The 18,599-nt window shown below is 71.0% G+C and carries 18 protein-coding genes; 4 read left to right on the forward strand and 14 right to left on the reverse strand.

All coding sequences use genetic code 11. The annotated features are described in order from the left end of the window. Together M8J74_RS11200 and M8J74_RS11205 are read right to left on the reverse strand one after the other, a co-directional pair. Nucleotides 1–756: MFS transporter (locus tag M8J74_RS11200; protein WP_249836314.1), on the reverse strand; the 756-nt coding region annotated here is incomplete at its 3' end. Nucleotides 757–772: 16 nt separating this feature from the next. Further along, nucleotides 773–1,132 (reverse strand): ArsR/SmtB family transcription factor, encoded by a 360-nt coding sequence (locus tag M8J74_RS11205; protein ID WP_058922177.1) that lies wholly within the window; start codon nucleotides 1,130–1,132, stop codon nucleotides 773–775. A gap of 147 nt (nucleotides 1,133–1,279) precedes the next feature. On the opposite strand from M8J74_RS11205, the gene M8J74_RS11210 reads away from it, so the two are divergent. Next, a complete protein-coding gene (locus M8J74_RS11210; protein ID WP_283948044.1) occupies nucleotides 1,280–2,764 on the forward strand; it encodes an AlkA N-terminal domain-containing protein in 1,485 nt (494 codons plus the stop codon). A gap of 20 nt (nucleotides 2,765–2,784) precedes the next feature. Beyond that, on the forward strand, nucleotides 2,785–3,267 hold the full coding sequence (locus tag M8J74_RS11215) for a methylated-DNA--[protein]-cysteine S-methyltransferase (protein ID WP_249836216.1): 483 nt from the start codon (nucleotides 2,785–2,787) through the stop codon (nucleotides 3,265–3,267). Between the two features lie 13 nt (nucleotides 3,268–3,280). Here the strand turns inward: M8J74_RS11215 and M8J74_RS11220 are convergent, their stop codons facing one another. Further along, nucleotides 3,281–4,033, reverse strand: coding sequence for an SIR2 family NAD-dependent protein deacylase (locus tag M8J74_RS11220; RefSeq protein ID WP_249836217.1), 753 nt, complete (start codon nucleotides 4,031–4,033; stop codon nucleotides 3,281–3,283). A gap of 80 nt (nucleotides 4,034–4,113) precedes the next feature. Between M8J74_RS11220 and M8J74_RS11225 the strand changes: the two genes are divergently transcribed. Continuing rightward, nucleotides 4,114–4,494 carry a hypothetical protein gene (locus M8J74_RS11225; RefSeq protein WP_249836218.1) on the forward strand — a complete coding sequence of 127 codons (381 nt, stop codon included), beginning with the start codon at nucleotides 4,114–4,116 and terminating at the stop codon, nucleotides 4,492–4,494. 25 nt (nucleotides 4,495–4,519) lie between these two features. Here M8J74_RS11225 and M8J74_RS11230 read toward each other — a convergent pair whose 3' ends face one another. Both M8J74_RS11230 and M8J74_RS11235 read right to left on the reverse strand, forming a co-directional pair. Further along, nucleotides 4,520–5,014, reverse strand: a complete 495-nt coding sequence (locus tag M8J74_RS11230; protein WP_249836219.1) for an NUDIX domain-containing protein — start codon at nucleotides 5,012–5,014, stop codon at nucleotides 4,520–4,522. Nucleotides 5,015–5,039: 25 nt separating this feature from the next. Then, nucleotides 5,040–6,113, reverse strand: a complete 1,074-nt coding sequence (locus M8J74_RS11235; RefSeq protein WP_249836220.1) for an ADP-ribosylglycohydrolase family protein — start codon at nucleotides 6,111–6,113, stop codon at nucleotides 5,040–5,042. Between the two features lie 200 nt (nucleotides 6,114–6,313). On the opposite strand from M8J74_RS11235, the gene M8J74_RS11240 reads away from it, so the two are divergent. Continuing rightward, nucleotides 6,314–7,444: a glycerate kinase gene (locus tag M8J74_RS11240; protein WP_249836221.1), complete on the forward strand. Its 1,131-nt coding sequence runs from the start codon at nucleotides 6,314–6,316 to the stop codon at nucleotides 7,442–7,444. A 95-nt stretch (nucleotides 7,445–7,539) separates the two neighbouring features. Here M8J74_RS11240 and pssA read toward each other — a convergent pair whose 3' ends face one another. The 9 genes from pssA to M8J74_RS11285 all read right to left on the reverse strand — a co-directional run bounded on the left by pssA (nucleotide 7,540) and on the right by M8J74_RS11285 (nucleotide 18,492). Then, a complete protein-coding gene (gene pssA, locus M8J74_RS11245; RefSeq protein WP_058922171.1) occupies nucleotides 7,540–8,358 on the reverse strand; it encodes a CDP-diacylglycerol--serine O-phosphatidyltransferase in 819 nt (272 codons plus the stop codon). A 22-nt stretch (nucleotides 8,359–8,380) separates the two neighbouring features. Beyond that, complete coding sequence (locus tag M8J74_RS11250) at nucleotides 8,381–9,037, reverse strand: phosphatidylserine decarboxylase (protein ID WP_058922170.1); 657 nt, start codon at nucleotides 9,035–9,037, stop codon at nucleotides 8,381–8,383. Between the two features lie 170 nt (nucleotides 9,038–9,207). After that, nucleotides 9,208–10,413 carry an acyl-CoA dehydrogenase family protein gene (locus M8J74_RS11255; protein ID WP_058922169.1) on the reverse strand — a complete coding sequence of 402 codons (1,206 nt, stop codon included), beginning with the start codon at nucleotides 10,411–10,413 and terminating at the stop codon, nucleotides 9,208–9,210. A 5-nt stretch (nucleotides 10,414–10,418) separates the two neighbouring features. Next, the gene (locus tag M8J74_RS11260) at nucleotides 10,419–10,925 is read right to left on the reverse strand and encodes a MaoC family dehydratase (RefSeq protein ID WP_249836222.1); all 507 of its coding nucleotides are present in this window, start codon (nucleotides 10,923–10,925) and stop codon (nucleotides 10,419–10,421) included. A 5-nt stretch (nucleotides 10,926–10,930) separates the two neighbouring features. Continuing rightward, complete coding sequence (locus tag M8J74_RS11265) at nucleotides 10,931–11,893, reverse strand: HpcH/HpaI aldolase/citrate lyase family protein (RefSeq protein WP_073891846.1); 963 nt, start codon at nucleotides 11,891–11,893, stop codon at nucleotides 10,931–10,933. After that, on the reverse strand, nucleotides 11,890–13,938 hold the full coding sequence (locus M8J74_RS11270; RefSeq protein WP_249836223.1) for an ethylmalonyl-CoA mutase: 2,049 nt from the start codon (nucleotides 13,936–13,938) through the stop codon (nucleotides 11,890–11,892). The genes M8J74_RS11265 and M8J74_RS11270 overlap by 4 nt, the downstream gene beginning before the upstream one ends. A gap of 17 nt (nucleotides 13,939–13,955) precedes the next feature. Beyond that, complete coding sequence (gene ccrA / locus M8J74_RS11275; protein WP_249836224.1) at nucleotides 13,956–15,299, reverse strand: crotonyl-CoA carboxylase/reductase; 1,344 nt, start codon at nucleotides 15,297–15,299, stop codon at nucleotides 13,956–13,958. 411 nt (nucleotides 15,300–15,710) lie between these two features. Further along, nucleotides 15,711–16,526, reverse strand: coding sequence for a TetR family transcriptional regulator (locus tag M8J74_RS11280; RefSeq protein ID WP_203237646.1), 816 nt, complete (start codon nucleotides 16,524–16,526; stop codon nucleotides 15,711–15,713). A gap of 160 nt (nucleotides 16,527–16,686) precedes the next feature. Continuing rightward, a complete protein-coding gene (locus M8J74_RS11285; RefSeq protein WP_249836225.1) occupies nucleotides 16,687–18,492 on the reverse strand; it encodes a 3-hydroxyacyl-CoA dehydrogenase family protein in 1,806 nt (601 codons plus the stop codon). Nucleotides 18,493–18,599: the final 107 nt, after the last annotated feature.

Genomic DNA, 18,599 nt, shown 5'->3' on the forward strand with positions numbered 1-18,599 from the left:
GGCCCGCGGCTGGACGACCGCCGCGCAGGCGGCCAGCACCGACACCGCGGCCCCCGTGGCCACCGTCCCGAGCCCCGCCACCCTGCCGGACACCGGCAGGAACCCCACGCCGACCGACAGCGCGGCCGTCGCGCCCGCGAGCGCTGCCGTCGGCACGAGAAACGCCGGGTCGGCGAGCCGGCGCGCGAGATCCAGCACGGTCTGCCGGGCCCGGGGGAGCGGCGGCACGACGGGTACGGCGACCAGCGCCCACACGGCGACGGCCGCACCGAGCACCGCCAGCACCGTGAACAGCAGCCGTAGCCCGCCCGCCCACACCAGCACCCCGCCCAGCAGCGGACCCAGCGTGTAGCCGATCGACTTGTAGAAGCCGTAACTGCCGAACGCCCGCCCCTGCTTCGCCGCCGGATTGAGCCGCGACACCAGCGCCGAGGCGGCCGGCGAGAACGCGGACGCCGCCGCGCCCTGCCCCAGCCGCGCCGCCCACAGCCATCCGGGGCTGTCCGCGAGGACGTACACCGCGGACGCGACGGCGAAGCCCACGAGTCCGCCCAGCAGGACCGGCCGCGCTCCGACCCGGTCGGCGACCGTGCCGAACACCGGCTTCAGCAGCACCTCGGCACCGTCGTACAGGGCGAGCAGACCGCCCAGGACCAGCAGCGAGGTGACGGCGTCCCGGCCGGCGCCGCCGAGGTTCGCGGCGATGCCGTGCGCTCCGAAGGCGGTGGTGAACCCGGCGGCGTACAAGGGCCACATCCGCCGGCGCGCGGGGTCACTCCCCGGCGTCACTGATCCCCAGCCGCAGGTGCTCGACGTGGTAGACGGCCTGGTCGAGGAGCTCGGCGACATGGTGGTCGTGCAGCGCGTACACGACCGACCGCCCGCGGCGCTCACCGACGACCAGGCCCAGGTTCCGCAGCAGCCGCAACTGGTGCGAGCACGCGGACTGTTCCATGCCCACCTCGGCGGCCAGCTCGGTGGCCGGCAGCGGCCCCTCGCGCAGCCGCGCGAGGATCAGCAGCCGGGATGGGGTCGACAGGGCCTGGAGCGTGGTCGCCACCTTCGCGACGTTGCCCGCGTCCAGACGGACGCGCTCGGTGACGTCCTGCGCTGCGGCGGCTCCATGACCCATGCGGGCATCCTACCCAGCGGGCCCCGGCATCCGAACGGCCCAGCACGCACCGGCGGTCCTTCCCGTGATCCGCGCCGTCCCAGGGCAATCCACGTCGATGTCGGATTCTCGCCAGCCCGGCCCGCGTCCGTCGCCGATGCTGGAGACATGCAGAACGGGATGCACACCGACCGAGAGCGCTGTGTGCGGGCCGTCCGCTCCAAGGACGCCCGCTTCGACGGCTGGTTCTTCACGGCGGTCCTGACGACCCGCATCTACTGCCGGCCCAGCTGCCCGGTCGTCCCGCCCAAGCCCGAGAACATGACCTTCTACCCGAGCGCGGCCGCCTGCCAGCAGGCCGGCTTCCGCGCCTGCAAGCGCTGCCGCCCGGACACCAGCCCCGGCTCCCCGGAGTGGAACCAGCGGGCCGACCTCGTGGCCCGCGCCATGCGCCTGATCGCCGACGGCGTCGTCGACCGCGACGGCGTCCCCGGCCTCGCCGCCCGCCTCGGCTACAGCACCCGGCAGGTCGAACGCCAGCTGCTCGCCGAACTCGGCGCGGGCCCCCTCGCCCTGGCCCGCGCCCAACGCGCCCAGACGGCACGCCTGTTGATCGAGACGACCCCGCTGCCCATGGCGGAGATCGCCTTCGCGGCCGGGTTCTCCTCGATCCGCACCTTCAACGACACCGTCCGCGAGGTCTTCGCCCTCTCCCCGAGCGAGCTGCGCGCCCGCCTGCCGAAGACCAGGAACCCGGCCACCACGCCCGGCACGCTGACCCTCCGGCTCCCCTTCCGCGCCCCGCTCAACCCCGACAACCTCTTCGGCCACCTGGCCGCGACGGCCGTACCCGGCGTCGAGGAGTGGCGCGACGGCGCCTACCGCCGCACGCTCCGCCTGCCCTACGGCCACGGCATCGCCTCCCTCACTCCGCGGCCGGACCACATCGCCTGCCGCCTCACCCTCAGCGACCTGCGCGACCTGCCCGTCGCCATCAGCCGCTGCCGCCGCATGCTCGACCTGGACGCCGACCCGGTCGCGATCGACGAGCAGCTGCGCGCGGACCCGCTGCTCGCCCCGCTCGTCGACAAGGCCCCCGGCCGGCGCGTCCCGCGGACCGTCGACGAGCCGGAGTTCGCCGTACGGGCGGTCCTCGGCCAGCAGGTCTCCACGGCCGCGGCCCGCACCCACGCGGCCCGCCTGGTCACCGCCCACGGCGAGGCGGTGGACGATCCCGAAGGCGGTCTCACCCATCTCTTCCCGGCCCCCGAGGCCCTGGCCGCCGTCGACCCCGAGACCCTGGCGATGCCCCGCAGCCGCCGCACCACCTTCACCACCCTCGTCACCGAACTGGCGTCAGGAACCATCCACTTGGGCCCGGAGAGCGACTGGCCGGAGACCCGCGCGCGCCTCCTCGCCCTCCCCGGCTTCGGCCCCTGGACGACGGACGTCATCGCGATGCGCGCCCTCGGCGACCCCGACGCCTTCCTCCCCACCGACCTCGGAATCCGGCGCGCCGCCCAGGAGTTGGGCCTGCCCTCCACCCCGGCGGCCCTCACGGCCCGCGCGGCTACCTGGCGGCCCTGGCGGGCGTACGCCGTCCAGTACCTGTGGGCGACCGACAGCCACCCGATCAACTTCCTCCCCGTGTAGCGAAGAAGCAGGGACATCCAGTGAGACGACACACCGTCACCGACAGCCCCTACGGCCCCCTCACCCTCGTCGCCGAGGACGGCACCCTCTGCGGCCTCTACATGACCGACCAGCGCCACCGCCCGCCGCAGGAGACCTTCGGTGACCGCGACGACAGCCTCCTCGGCGAGGCGAAGGACCAGCTGAACGCCTATTTCACCGGGGAGTTGAAGGAGTTCACCCTCGAACTCCACCTCCGAGGAACCCCGTTCCAGCGCACGGTCTGGGACCAGCTCCGCCGCATCCCCTACGGCGAGACCCGCTCCTACGGCGAACTCGCCGACGCCCTCGGCAGCCCCGGCGCCTCCCGCGCCGTCGGCCTCGCCAACGGCAAGAACCCCATCGGCATCATCGTCCCCTGCCACCGCGTCGTCGGCGCCGACGGCAGCCTCACCGGCTACGGCGGCGGCCTTCCCCGCAAGCGACGGCTGCTGGACTTCGAGCGGGGCTCGGCGCTCTTCTAGCCGGCCGCGAGGACTACGGAAGCGGGGTCGCCGGTACGCCCTCGTCGCCCAGCGTGCGCAGCAGTCTCGGCAGCGCGGTCCCGATCGGCTCCCGCACCACCTCGTCCGCGATCTCGTCGTACGGCGTCGGCTCGGCGTTGACGATGATCAGCCGGGCGCCGTGGTCGGCGGCGACACCGGCGAGCCCGGCGGCGGGCTGCACCTGAAGGCTGCTGCCGACGGCGATGAACACCTGGCACGCCTTGGTGACGGCGACGGCCTGGCTCAGTACCTCCGGGTCGAGCCGTTCGCCGAACATCACGGTCGCCGACTTCAGGATGCCGCCGCACTCGAGGCACGGGGGGTCCGCCTCCCCGGCCTCGACCCGGGCGAGGGCGTCCTCCATGGACCCACGGGCCTGGCAGGCCGTGCACACCACCTGCCGTGCGGTGCCGTGCAGCTCCAGCACCTTGCGCGCGGGCATACCGGCGAGCTGGTGCAGCCCGTCCACGTTCTGCGTGATGACCCTCACCGGCACCCCGGACCGCTCCAGCTCGGCCACGGCCCGGTGCGCCGCGTTGGGCTCGGCGCCCAGCGCCTCGCTCTCGAGCCGCATCCGCCACGACCGCCGCCGGATCTCCGGATCGCCCATGTAGTACTCGTACGTCACGAGCTTCTCGGCCTCCGGGTCCCGCCGCCACAGCCCGTTCGGCCCGCGGTAGTCGGGAATGCCCGAGTCGGTGGAGATGCCGGCGCCGCTCAGGACGGCGACGAGGGGCTTGGACATGGCACCGAGGGTAGATCGCGCGGTCCGGGCCCGGCCAACGGATATCGGCCGCTGTCGGACCCCGCCCCTACGCTCGGCACATGAGCGTCTCCCTCTACTACCGCGCACGCCGCGCCCTGCCGCCGACCGAGACCGAGTCGGCCGAGGTGGAGCGCGTCGTCACCGCGCACCTGGCCGCGTTCCCCTACGACGACCAGGAGTGCCTCACCCTGTACGACAGGAACGCCGACGAGCCGGACGAGCTGCTCGCCGGGTCCACCAAGATGCCGCTGGACCCCGGCCGTATGCTCCCGGTCCTGGCGGCGGTGCTCGACTCGCTGACGGAGCTGCGCCGGGCCCTGCCGGACGCCGACTGGCACGTGCACCTGGACGATCTGGACATCCCCTGGGACGAGGAGCGGGGATACGACCTGCCCGGCCTGCGGGACCCCGGCCTCGTCGCCGAACTCGGCGGCCCCTGAGCCGCGCACCGGCGCACGGGCAGGGTCAGTCCACCCGCCGCCCGTTCTCCAGCTCCGCCGTCCCCGAGCCCTCGGCCAGGACGTCCAGGGCGGCCAGGACGCGGCCGCCGAGGGTGCCCAGGAGGTAGTCGCCGAGGTCCGCGCGCTCCACCAGCCGCCAGGACAGCAGTTCCTCCTCCTGCAGCCGGATCGCCTTCAGCTCGTCCTCGCCGAGGACGCCGCCGTCGTAGAGGTACGCCACCAGCGGAGGCCAGCCCGGCCGGTACACCCAGTCCACCGCGAGCAGGCGCCCGAGCTCGCGGTCGAGGCCGATCTCCTCCAGCGTCTCGCGGCGCGCGCCCTGGCGCGGGGTCTCGCCGTCGTCGGACTCGATCGTGCCGCCGGGCAGCGCCCAGCCGTCGCGGTAGTTGGGCTCGACGAGCAGGACCCGGCCCGCCGTGTCACGGAACAGGGCGGCGGCACCGGAGAGGATGCGGGGCAGACCCGCGACGTACGCGGCGAAGTCTTCAGAGCTGCTCATCCAGGAAGGGTAACCAGCCACCGCCTCACTCCTCCTCGCCCACCAGCCGCACCGTCCGCCGTGCCAGGTCGCTGATGCGGGCGCCGTCGAAGCCGAAGACCGCGCTGCGCACGGTGTCCTCCAGCGGCTCCGTCCACTGGGGCGGGATCGCGGCAGCCCCGGTCAGGACGCCGGCCACCGAGCCCGCCGTCGCGCCGTTGGAGTCGGTGTCCAGGCCGCCGCGGACGGTGAGCGTGATGGTGCGGGTGAAGTCCCCGTCGCCGTACAGCAGGCCCGCGGTCAGCACCGCGGCGTTGGGGACGGTGTGGATCCAGCCGAGCCCGGCCGTCTCCTCGGCGACCGTCGTCAGCGTGTCCTCCCAGGTCATCCGGGTGTCGTGGAGCGAGACGACCCGGCGCACGGTGCGGGCCAGGCGGCTGCTCGCCGGGATCACGGCCAGCGCGGCGTCCACCGCGTGCCGGACCGTCGGCGCCGTGAACGCCGCCGAGATCAGCGCCGCCGCCCACATCGCGCCGTACACGCCGTTGCCGGTGTGCGACAGCACCGCGTCCCGGCGGGCGAGGGAGGCGGCCCGGCGCGGGGCGCCGGGACAGGTCCAGCCGTAGATGTCGGCGCGGATCAGGGCGCCGATCCACTCCTGGTAGGGGTTGTCGTAGGTCGCGGTCAGCGGCGGTTTGAGACCGTTCGCGAGATTGCGGTACGCCGCCCGCTCCGCGGTGAACGTCTGCAGGTACGGCAGTCTCAGCAGCCACAGGTCGCCCACCTGCTCGGTGCTGAAGCCGAAGCCGTGGGTCTCCAGCAGGTCCAGGCCGAGGATGGCGTAGTCGACGTCGTCGTCGCGGCAGCTGCCGTGGATGCGGCCGCGGACGCACTGGCGCCACTCGGGGCGCAGCTCGAAGCCGTCGCTCTCGACGGCCGGCTCGGGGAGGTAGTCGGTCAGGGGCAGGGCGGCCGCCTGCCGCAGATAACGGTCGATCCGGTCCCGCGTCCACAGGTCGCCCTGCTCGACCGGCTTGCCGAGCATGTTGCCCGCGATCCGGCCCAGCCAGCCTCCGAGGACGCGGTCGGAGAGCTCTTGCTCGGTGCCCACAGGGGTCATGCTTCCGGTTTACCCAATTCCGGGCGCGCGTGTGCGGTTTCGGACGTCCGCACAGGCGCCCCCCACGGCGCTCGTACGGTGCTCCCACGCCGTTCTCAGGCTCTGGGCGGTGCATGACGGCGGGGGTCTGCTCCGGTTAAGGTCGCAGCGGCGCGACTGGCCTTGACGTGCGCGAGGCCCGGAGAGCGAGGGGAAAACAGGTGACACAGCGCGTGCTCATCGCCGCGGACAAGTTCAAGGGGTCGCTGACGGCCGTGCAGGTCGCCGAGCGGGTGACCGCCGGCCTGCGCCGGGTCGTGCCGGCCGTGGAGGTGGCGTCGCTGCCGGTCGCCGACGGCGGCGACGGAACGGTGGACGCGGCGGTCGCCGCCGGTTTCGAGCGGCGGGAGGTGCGCGTCGCCGGCCCCCTCGGCCACGAGGTGACCGCGGCCTTCGCGCTGCGCGGCGACACGGCGGTCGTGGAGATGGCGGAGGCGAGCGGGCTGCAGCGGCTGCCCCGCGGCGTCTTCGCGCCGCTGACGGCCTCCACGTACGGCTCCGGCGAGCTGCTGCGGGCCGCCCTCGACGCGGGCGCCCGCACCATCGTGTTCGGCGTCGGCGGCAGCGCGACCACCGACGGCGGCGCCGGCATGCTGTCGGCGCTCGGCGCCCGCTTCCTCGACGCGGAGGGCGAGCCGGTCCCGCCGGGCGGCGGCGGCCTGGGCGACCTGGCCACGGCGGACCTGTCGGGCCTGGACCCGCGGTTCGCCGACGTGGAACTGGTCCTGGCCAGCGACGTCGACAACCCCCTGACCGGCCCGAAGGGCGCCCCGGCCGTGTACGGCCCGCAGAAGGGCGCCTCCCCGGACGACGTGGCGGCCCTGGACTCGGCCCTCGCGCACTACGCGAAGGTGCTGGAGGAGACGGTGGGCCCGACGGCGGCCGAGCACGCGGCCTCCCCGGGAGCGGGCGCGGCGGGCGGCATCGGCTACGGCGCCCTTCTGCTCGGCGCCCGCTTCCGCGCCGGCATCGAGGTCATGCTCGACGTGCTGGGCTTCGCCCCGGCACTGGAGCGGGCGGACCTGGTGATCACCGGCGAGGGCTCCCTGGACGAGCAGACCCTGCACGGCAAGGCCCCGGCCGGCGTCGCCGCGGCGGCCCGCGCGGCGGACAAGGAGGTCGTCGCGGTCTGCGGACGGCTCGCCCTGCCGCCGGAGGCCCTCGGCCGGGCGGGCATCCGCCGGGCGTACGCCCTGACGGAGATCGAACCGGACGTGGCGAAGTGCATCGCGGACGCCGGCCCGATCCTGGAGCGGGTGGCGGAGCAGATCGGGCGGGACTTCCTGACCTGAGGGCGTGACGTCCCGGCCTGAGGCTTGCCCCCGGGTACGACGAGGGCCCCGAGCCGTCCGGCTCGGGGCCCTTCGCCGTCGTACGACAGCGTCCGCTACGGCAGCTGTGCCGCGCGGGCCTCGCGGCGGTTGCCGCGGAAGTTGTTCACCCGGCGGGCCGTGGCGAACAGCGGGATGACCGCGCCCGTGACCAGCTGCAGCGCACAGCCCGTCTGCAGGAGCAGCTGGCCGCCGGGGGCGTCGAAGGCCCAGGCGGCGAGCAGACCCATGGACACGACGATCCAGGACAGCATCGCGACCGCGAGGCGGCCGCGCGGCTTCGGGTACTCGACCCGGCTCACCATCAGCCAGGCGGTGCCCAGGATCGCCAGCAGGGTTGCCACGAAGGGCAGCTCCAGCAGGACGATCGACACGACCGTCAGCGCGCCGAACGGCGAGGGCATGCCCTGGAACATCCCGTTCGGGACGGTCACGCAGGAGAAGCGTGCCAGTCGCAGCACGACGGCCAGGAGCACCACGATTGCCCCGACCGCCGCCACTCTCTGGTGCGCGTCGTCGGCGACCATGCCGTAGACGAGGACGAAGTACGCCGGCGCCAGGCCGAAGCTGATCAGGTCGGAGAGGTTGTCCAGCTCCGCGCCCATGGGGGAGGAGCGCAGCTTGCGCGCGACCAGACCGTCGAACAGGTCGAAGACCGCGGCGCAGAGCATCAGGATGACCGCCGTGGCCGCGCTGTGGCGGGCCATGCCGGTCTCCTGGTCGCCGGTCAGGTGCGGGATCAGGATGCCGGTGGTGGTGAAGTACACCGCCATGAAGCCGCACGTGGCGTTGCCGAGGGTGAGGGTGTCCGCTATCGAGAGGCGGAGAGAAAGAGGCATCTCCTCCTCGTCGTCGACCTCGTCCGCCCCGGGCACCCAGCCCGCCTGGGTATCAGGATCAATCACGGTCAATGCGAGTCACCCCAGCCACGGTCTTCTGACCGACCTCGACCGCGACCTCCACGCCCTCCGGCAGGTAGATGTCGACACGCGAGCCGAAACGGATCAGGCCGATCCGGTCGCCCTGCTCGACCTTCGTGCCCTGCGGGATGTAGGGGACGATGCGGCGGGCCACCGCGCCGGCGATCTGGATCATCTCGATGTCGCCGAGCTCGGTGTCGAAGTGCCAGACGACGCGCTCGTTGTTCTCGCTCTCCTTGTTGAACGCCGGAACGAACCCGCCGGGGATGTGCTCGACCGACGTCACCGTGCCGGAGAGCGGCGCGCGGTTGACGTGGACGTTCAGCGGGCTCATGAAGATCGCGACGCGGGTGCGGCCGTCCTTCCACGGCATGATGCTCTGCACCACACCGTCGGCGGGGGAGATGACCCGGCCCGGGGCGATCTCGCGCTCGGGGTCGCGGAAGAACCACAGCATGCCGGCCGCGAGCGCGGTCGCGGGTACGGCCACGGCCTTGGCGACGCCGGAGCGGCGGGCGCGGGCCAGGCTGAGGGCTGCGGTGGCGACGGTCGGGAGAAGCCACGGCGATGCTCCGCGCGCAAGACGTACGCCTGCCAGGCTGTCGCGTGGTGCAGAGGTTTGGCTGTGGGGCATGGATGACCTTCGTAGCGGATGATGCCGCGCTGTAACGGGGGACGGCGGCTTTCCGGGGATCGTACCGGGCGACGGCCACAACTGGGCAAGCCAGGAAGCCGAGTCGGCCGCCGAAGAGTGTTGACGGGGTGTGATCTTCTTCTCCAAGAAAACACCCCGTATCCGGACATCTAGCCCTGGAATCGATACTCTTCGAGCAGCCTGCGACCGATGATCATTTTCTGGATCTCGGCGGTACCTTCACCGATGAGGAGCATCGGTGCCTCACGGTAGAGACGCTCGATCTCGTACTCCTTCGAGAAGCCGTAGCCACCGTGAATCCGGAACGCGTCCTCCACGACCTCCTTGCAGTACTCGGAGGCGAGGTACTTCGCCATGCCGGCCTCAAGGTCGTTACGTTCCCCGGAGTCCTTTTTGCGTGCGGCGTTCACCATCATCGCATGCGCGGCCTCGACCTTGGTAGCCATCTCGGCGAGCTTGAACTGGATCGCCTGGTGCTGGGCGATCGGCTTGCCGAAAGTGTGACGCTGCTGGGCGTACTGGACGCCGAGTTCGAAGGCACGCTGAGCGACGCCGCAACCACGCGCCGCCACATTCACGCGCCCAACCTCGACGCCGTCCATCATTTGGTAAAAACCTCGGCCGGTGACGCCGCCGAGCACCCGATCGGCCGGAATCCGCAGGCCATCCATGATCAGCTCGGTGGTGTCGACACCCTTGTAGCCCATCTTGTCGATCTTCCCGGGGATGGTGAGGCCGGGGCGTACCTCTCCGAAGCCGGGCTCCTTCTCGACGAGGAAGGTCGTCATCGACTTGTGGGGCGCGGTGCCCTCGGGGTGTCCTTCATCACTTCGGACGAGTACGGCGACCAGACTTGACGTTCCGCCGTTGGTCAGCCACATCTTCTGGCCGTTGAGGACGTATTCGTCGCCGTCCTTGACCGCCTTGGAGGTGATGGCGGACACGTCCGAACCGAGGCCCGGCTCCGACATGGAGAAGGCGCCGCGGATGTCGCCGGCCGCCATGCGCGGCAGGAAGTGGTCCTTCTGCTCCTGCGTGCCGTGCTGCTTGAGCATGTACGCCACGATGAAGTGGGTGTTGATGATGCCGGAGACCGACATCCAGCCGCGGGCGATCTCCTCCACGCACAGGGCGTAGGTGAGGAGCGACTCGCCCAGGCCCCCGTACTCCTCGGGGATCATCAGGCCGAACAGGCCGAGTTCCTTGAGGCCGTCGACGATCGCCTGCGGGTACTCGTCGCGGTGCTCCAGCTCGGTGGCGACCGGGATGATCTCCTTGTCCACGAAGTCGCGGACCGTGGAGAGGATCTCCTGCTGGATGTCGGTCAGACCGGCGGTCTGGGCGAGGCGCGCCATGGGGCTCAGCCCTCCTGAAGTTCCGGGCGGCCGGGCTGCTCGCCGCCGCGCTCCTTGATGTACGTCTCGGTCGGCACCATCACCTTGCGGCGGAAGACGCAGACCAGCGTGCCGTCCTGCTTGTAACCCTTGGTCTCGACGTGGACGATCCCGCGGTCGTTCTTCGACTTCGAGGGCCACTTGTCGAGCACGGTCGTCTGGCCGTAGATCGTGTCGCCGTGGAAGGTCGGCGCCACGTGCCGGAGCGACTCGATCTCCAGGTTGGCGATCGCCTTGCCGGAGACGTCCGGCACGGACATGCCGAGCAGCAGGGAGTAGATGTAGTTGCCCACGACGACGTTCTTGCCGAAGTCCGTCGTCTTCTCCGCATAGTTGGTGTCCATGTGGAGCGGGTGGTGGTTCATGGTGAGGAGACAGAACAGGTGGTCGTCGTACTCCGTGACCGTCTTGCCCGGCCAGTGCTTGTACGTCGCCCCGACCTCGAACTCCTCGTAGGTGCGTCCGAACTGCATCGCGCTCAGGCCTCCGGGATCTCGAACTTCGACGTGCGCTGCATGCCGGCGGCCCGGCCCTTGCCGGAGATGACCAGCGCCATCTTGCGGCTGGCCTCGTCGATCATCTCGTCGCCGAGCATCGCCGAGCCCTTCTTGCCGCCCGCCTCGGACGTGTAGTAGTCGTACGCGTCCAGGATCAGCTCGGCGTGGTCGTAGTCCTCCTGGGAGGGCGAGAAGATCTCGTTGGACGCCTCGACCTGGCCCGGGTGCAGCACCCACTTGCCGTCGAAGCCGAGCGCGGCGGCGCGCTGGGCGACCTCGCGGTAGCCCTCGACGTTGCGGATCTGCAGGTAGGGGCCGTCGATCGCCTGGAGGTTGTTGGCACGCGCGGCCATCAGGATCTTCATCAGGATGTAGTGGTAGGCGTCCGCCGGGTAGCCGGGCGGCTGCTCGCCCACGACCAGCGACTTCATGTTGATGGAGGCCATGAAGTCGGCCGGGCCGAAGATGATCGTCTCGACGCGCGGGGAGGCCTGCGCGATCTCGTTGACGTTGTTCAGGCCCTGCGCGTTCTCGATCTGCGCCTCGATGCCGATCTTGCCGACCTCGAAGCCCATCGTCTTCTCGATCTGCGTCAGCAGCAGGTCGAGGGCGACGACCTGCTGGGCGGTCTGCACCTTCGGCAGCATGATGCAGTCGAGGTTCTGGCCGGCGCCCTCGACGACCGTGACGACGTCGCGGTACGTCCACTCGGTCGTCCAGTCGTTGACCCGCACGACCCTCGTCTTGCCGGTCCAGTCACCCTCGTTGAGGAACTTCACGATGGTGTGCCGCGCCTCGGGCTTGGCGAGCGGTGCGCACGCGTCCTCCAGGTCGAGGAAGACCTGGTCCGCCGGGAGGCCCTGGGCCTTCTCCAGGAACCGGGGGTTGGATCCCGGTACCGCCAGGCAGGAGCGCCGGGGGCGAAGGCGGTTGACGGTCGTCATGCGGGGACCTCCAGAGGGTCGAGCTTGTTCGCTTTCCGGATCTCGTCGACGATGCGGCCGATGATCCCGGTGATGTCGAAGTCCTTCGGGGTGAAGACGGCAGCCACTCCGGCGGCCCTGAGCTGCTCGGCATCTCCATTGGGGATGATCCCACCGGCGATGACGGGGATGTCTGTGGCACCGGCCACACGCAGCCGCTCCAGGACGTCCGGCACGAGCTGCGCGTGCGAGCCGGAGAGGATGGACAGGCCGACCGCGTGCACGTCCTCGGCGAGGGCGGCGTCCACGATCTGCTCCGGCGTCAGGCGGATGCCCTGGTAGACCACCTCGAAGCCGGCGTCGCGGGCGCGGACGGCGATCTGCTCGGCGCCGTTGGAGTGCCCGTCCAGGCCGGGCTTGCCGACCAGGAACCGCAGCTTGCCGACACCGAGGTCGCGGGCGGTGGCGTCGACCTTGCGCCGCACCTCGCCGAGCGCGGAGCCCGCCTCGGCGGCCACCGCGACCGGCGCGGAGGAGACCCCCGTCGGCGCCCGGAACTCGCCGAACACCTCGCGCAGGGCCCCGGCCCACTCGCCGGTCGTGACACCGGCGCGGGCGCACTCCAGGGTGGCCTCCATGAGGTTGTCGGTGCCCTTGGCGGCCTCCTTCAGCCGCTCCAGCGCCTTGCACGGGCGCGGGTGGTTGAAGGGCGGCTGGTAGCGGGTGTCGCGCCAGTGCTGCAGGCCCGCGATCACCCGTGCCTCGACGGCCGGGTCCACCGTCTGGATCGCCGTGTCGAGATCGGCCGTCAGCGGGTTCGGCTCGGTCGTCTCGAAGATGTTGACGCCGACGATCTTCTCCTGGCCGGACTCGATCCGGGCGCGCCGCTCGGCGTGCGAGGAGACGAGCTGCGACTTGAGGTAGCCGGACTCGACGGCGGCCATCGCGCCGCCCATCTCCTGGATCCGCTCGATCTCGGCGAGGGAGTCCTCGACGAGCCGGCCGACCTTGCCCTCGATCACCTTCGAGCCCTCGAAGATGTCGTCGTACTCCAGCAGGTCGCTCTCGTAGGCGAGCACCTGCTGCATCCGCAGCGACCACTGCTGGTCCCAGGGGCGGGGCAGACCCAGCGCCTCGTTCCAGGCGGGAAGCTGCACGGCACGCGCGCGTGCGTCCTTGGAGAGGGTCACCGCCAGCATCTCCAGCACGATCCGCTGGACGTTGTTCTCCGGCTGCGCCTCGGTCAGTCCGAGGGAGTTGACCTGGACGCCGTACCGGAAGCGGCGCTGCTTGGGGTTCTCGATGCCGTACCGCTCGAGCGTGATCTTCTCCCAGATCCGCCCGAACGCTCGCATCTTGCACATCTCCTCGACGAAGCGGACACCCGCGTTCACGAAGAAGGAGATGCGGGCCACGACGTCCCCGAACTTCTCGGCGGGGACCTGCCCTGAATCGCGCACGGCGTCGAGAACCGCGATCGCGGTGGACATCGCGTACGCGATCTCCTGGACCGGCGTGGCGCCCGCCTCCTGCAGGTGGTAGCTGCAGATGTTGATCGGGTTCCACTTCGGGATGTGGGAGACCGTGTACGCGATCATGTCCGTCGTCAGCCGGAGTGAGGGCTCCGGCGGGAAGACATGGGTCCCTCGCGAGAGGTATTCCTTGACGATGTCGTTCTGGGTCGTGCCCTGGAGCTTGGTGATGTCCGCACCCTGCTCCTCGGCGACGACCTGGTAGAGCGCCAGCAGCCACATGGCGGTGGCGTTGATCGTCATCGAGGTGTTCATCTGCTCCAGGGGGATGTCCTGGAACAGCCGGCGCATGTCACCGAGGTGCGCGATCGGCACGCCGACCCGGCCCACCTCGCCGCGGGCGAGGATGTGGTCGGAGTCGTAGCCGGTCTGCGTGGGCAGGTCGAAGGCCACGGACAGGCCCGTCTGCCCCTTGGCGAGGTTGCGCCGGTACAGCTCGTTGGACGCCTCGGCCGTGGAGTGCCCGGCGTACGTGCGCATGAGCCACGGCCGGTCCTTCACCCTCGCCGCTTCGGCGTTCTGACGCTCAGTCATCTATGACCCCGGGTGTCTCAGATGTTGCGGAAGCGGTTGATGGCGTCGATGTGCTTGGCGCGCATCTCCTCGTCGCGCACGCCGAGGCCTTCCTCGGGGGCGAGGCACAGCACGCCGACCTTGCCCTGGTGGAGGTTGCGGTGCACGTCGTAGGCGGCCTGCCCGGTCTCCTCGAGGGAGTAGGTCTTCGACAGCGTCGGGTGGATCTTGCCCTTCGCGATCAGCCGGTTGGCCTCCCAGGCCTCGCGGTAGTTGGCGAAGTGCGAGCCGATGATCCGCTTCAGGGACATCCACAGGTAGCGGTTGTCGTACTCGTGCATGTAGCCGGAGGTCGAGGCGCAGGTGGTGATGGTGCCGCCCTTGCGGGTGACGAACACGGAGGCGCCGAAGGTCTCGCGGCCGGGGTGCTCGAAGACGATGTCGATGTCCTCGCCGCCGGTGAGCTCACGGATGCGCTTGCCGAAGCGCTTCCACTCCTTGGGGTCCTGGGTGTTCTCGTCCTTCCAGAACTTGTAGCCCTCGGCGTTGCGGTCGATGATCGCCTCGGCGCCCATCGAGCGGCAGATGTCCGCCTTCTGGTCGCTGGAGACGACACAGATCGGGTTGGCGCCGCCGGCCAGCGCGAACTGGGTGGCGTAGGAGCCGAGTCCGCCGCTCGCGCCCCAGATCAGGACGTTGTCGCCCTGCTTCATACCGGCGCCGTTGCGGGAGACCAGCTGCCGGTAGGCGGTGGAGTTGACCAGGCCGGGGGCCGCGGCCTCCTCCCAGGAGAGGTGGCCGGGCTTCGGCATCAGCTGGTTGGACTTGACGAGCGCGATCTCGGCGAGGCCGCCGAAGTTCGTCTCGAAGCCCCAGATGCGCTGCTCGGGGTCGAGCATCGTGTCGTTGTGGCCGTCGGAGGACTCCAGCTCGACGGACAGGCAGTGCGCGACGACCTCGTCGCCGGGCCGCCAGGCGTTGACGCCCGGGCCGGTGCGCAGGACGACGCCCGCGAGGTCGGAGCCGATGATGTGGTACGGCAGGTCGTGCCGCTTGGCGAGCTCGTTGGTGCGGCCGTAGCGCTCCAGGAACCCGAAGGTGGACAGCGGCTCGAAGATCGAGGTCCACACGGAGTTGTAGTTGACCGAGGAGGCCATGACGGCCACCAGGGCCTCGCCCGGGCCGAGTTCGGGCAGGGGCACCTCGTCGAGGTGCAGCGACTTGCGGGGATCCTTCTCGCGGGTCTCCATGCCCGCGAACATCTCCGTCTCGTCCTTGTGCACGGTCATCGCGCGGTACGACTCGGGGAGCTGCAGAGCGGCGAAGTCCGCCGCCGTCGAGTCGGTCGACTGGATCGCGTCCAGGATGTCCTTCACGGTCACGGTGTTGCCTCCGGCGAATGGCGTCTTGAGGGGAGACGCTGAGGGTCACGTCGGTGTGCTGCTGAGGGTTTTCGAAGGTGCCGTCGGTTCGGCGGTCGTGCTGTTCGGCAGCGCTTTGTGGCGCGGGAGGGTGCCTGTGACGCAGGCGTCCGGGCGCGCAAGCCATGGGCTTGAGGGGACAGCCGACGTGCGCGTGGTCTGCACGCCGGCCGCCCGGACTCCTTCAAGGTATGACACCGCGTGTCACGTGACAAGGCACTGAGTGCCAGGACTTGCTCTCAGGTGAAATCTTTACGTAACAAATGAGCGATGATCGATCGAACTGCCTCTGAAATCCGCGCGAAAAGGTGCCCTGACATGGCAAAACGGCCACCCCGAAGGGTGGCCGTCATCACAGCGCGATCCGCCGTTTCAGCGCTCCTTGAGGGCCTGCTCGATGGTGCGCATGACCTCGTCCAGGGGCGCGTCGGTACGCGCCACCGCCACCAGGACCTCGCCCTGGGCGGACACCGAGGCGGGGGAGGCGGCGGGCTTCGGCGCGCCGGAGCGGCCGGCCCCGATGCCGGTCCCGAACGTCTTGCGCACGATCGCGAAGGCGTGGTCGAGCTGCGCCTCCACGTCCCCCTGCCCGCCGGCCCGCAGCCAGCGCCTGAGGACGTGGTTGTGGGCGGTGACCACCGCGGACGCGGCGACCTCCGCCAGCAGCGGGTCGTCGTTGGCGTCGTCGTCGTGCGCGTGCTCGTCGAAGTGGCCCAGGAGGTAGCGGGTGAAGAGGCGTTCGTAGCGCGCCACCGACGCGATCTCCGCCTCGCGCAGGGTGGGCACCTCGCGCGTCAGCTTGTAGCGGGCGACCGAGATCTCCGGCCGGGCCGCGTACATCCGCATGACTTCCTTGATGCCCCGGCACACCGTGTCCAGCGGGTGCTCGTGCGCGGGAGCCGCGTTGAGCACCGCCTCGGCCCGGATGAGGGTGTCGTCGTGGTCGGGGAAGATCGCCTCTTCCTTGGAGCGGAAGTGACGGAAGAAGGTGCGGCGGGCGACCCCGGCCGCGGCCGCGATCTCGTCGACGGTGGTCGCCTCGTACCCCTTGGTCGCGAACAGCTCCATGGCCGCGGCCGCCAGTTCTCGGCGCATCTTGAGCCGCTGGGCGGCGGCTCGGCTGCCTGCGGCACTCTCCGGCGCGTCGGGCGTAGCTGGTGTACGTGAGGACTTGGCGGGCTGGGACATGACCCGAACGTACTGCATGTGCGCAGCTTGGCGCGCATGTACCGGGCTTCCCCCGCCCGCCGCGGGCGGGGGAGCGCCGGGTCCGGCGGACGCGGGGTGGCCGCCCGGCTCGAGCAGTCCGCCCCAGTCCTTCTCGCCTCTGAACCAGTCGCCGACGCCGTCAGCGGCGGGCATACTCACGGAAGCCGCGGCCGGTCTTGCGGCCCAGGCAGCCCGCGGCCACCAGGTGCTCCAGGAGCGGGGCCGGAGCGAGGCCCGGGTCGCGGAACTCGCGGTGCAGGACCTTCTCGATGGCGAGCGAGACGTCGAGGCCGACGACGTCCAGCAGCTCGAAGGGGCCCATCGGGTAGCCGCCGCCCAGCTTCATCGCCGCGTCGATGTCGTCCAGGGACGCGTAGTGCTCCTGCACCATCTTGATCGCGTTGTTGAGGTATGGGAAGAGCAGCGCGTTCACGATGAAGCCGGCCCGGTCGCCGCAGTCGACGGCGTGCTTCCTGATCTTGACGCAGACCTCGCGGACCGTGGAGTGGACGTCCTCGGCGGTGAGCACCGTACGCACGACCTCGACGAGCTTCATCGCCGGCGCCGGGTTGAAGAAATGCATGCCGATCACGTCCTGCGGACGCGAGGTGGCGCGGGCGCAGGCGACGACGGGCAGCGAGGAGGTGGTGGTGGCCAGGACCGCGCCCGGCTTGCAGACCTTGTCCAGCGCCTGGAACAGCTGCTGCTTGACCTCCAGGTCCTCGGCGACCGCCTCGACGGCCAGGTCGACGTCGGCGAAGGCCTCGTAGGACCCGGCCGGCGTGATCCGCTCCAGGGTCTGCGCGGCGGCCTCGGCCGTCATCCGCCCCTTGTCGACCGAGCGGGAGAGGGACTTGCCGATGCGGGCCTTGGCGGTCTGCGCCTTCTCCTCGCTGCGGGCGGCCAGGACGACGTCGTAGCCGGCCTTGGCGAAGACCTCGGCGATGCCGGAGGCCATGGTGCCCGAGCCGGCGACGCCGACGGAGCGGACCGGGCGGCCGGGCGCGGCCAGGTCGCCGGAGGCGGGGGTGAGGGCGTCCGGCACGACCGTCGCGCTGCCGGGAGCGTCGTAGCTGTAGAAGCCGCGGCCCGACTTGCGGCCGGTCAGACCGGCCTCGCTGAGCTGCTTGAGGATCGGCGCGGGCGCGTGCAGCCGGTCGTGGGACTCGGCGTACATGGCCTCCAGGACCGTGCGCGCGGTGTCGATGCCGATCAGGTCGAGCAGGGCGAGCGGGCCCATCGGCAGACCGCAGCCCAGCCGCATCGCGGCGTCGATGTCCTCACGGGAGGCGTACTTCGCCTCGTACATCGCGGCGGCCTGGTTGAGGTAGCCGAACAGCAGGCCGTCGGCGACGAATCCGGGCCGGTCGCCGACCGCGACGGGCTCCTTGCCGAGGTCGAGGGCGAGGTCGGTGACGGCCGCGACGGCGGTGGGCGCGGTCAGGACCGAGGAGACGACCTCGACCAGCTTCATCGCGGGCGCCGGGTTGAAGAAGTGCAGGCCGAGCACGCGCTCGGGGCGGGCCGAGTCGGCGGCCAGGCGGGTCACCGACAGGGCGTTGGTGCCGGTCGCCAGGATCGTCTCCGGGCGCACGATCGTGTCGAGCTCGCGGAAGATCTGGTGCTTGATCTCGTACGACTCCGGAACGACCTCGATGACCAGGTCGGCGTCGGCCGCGGCGCGCAGGTCGGTGGAGATGCGCACGCGGGCGAGGACGTCGGCGCGTTCCTGCTCGGTCAGCCGGCCCTTCTCCACGGCGCGGGCGGTGGCGGCCTCCACGGCGGCGACCGCCTTGGCGGCGGCGGCCTCGCTGATGTCGATGCCGACGACCTGACGGCCGGCCTTGGCGAGGACCTCGGCGATGCCGGTGCCCATCGTGCCGAGACCGACGACGGCAACGGTCGAGAGCGGGGAGTGAGGGGGCTGGGACAGGGGAGTGGCCATCGCGGACTCCAGGAATGAGGGTGACGACTGGAAGCGCCCCCGGGTGCGCCGAGACCGGCCCGGCCGAAGCCGTGCCCTGGCGCACCGGGTGCGTGGATGAGTGCGGG

The sequence above is a fragment of the Streptomyces panaciradicis genome, assembly GCF_023516615.1.
Taxonomy (GTDB): Bacteria; Actinomycetota; Actinomycetes; order Streptomycetales; family Streptomycetaceae; genus Streptomyces; species Streptomyces panaciradicis.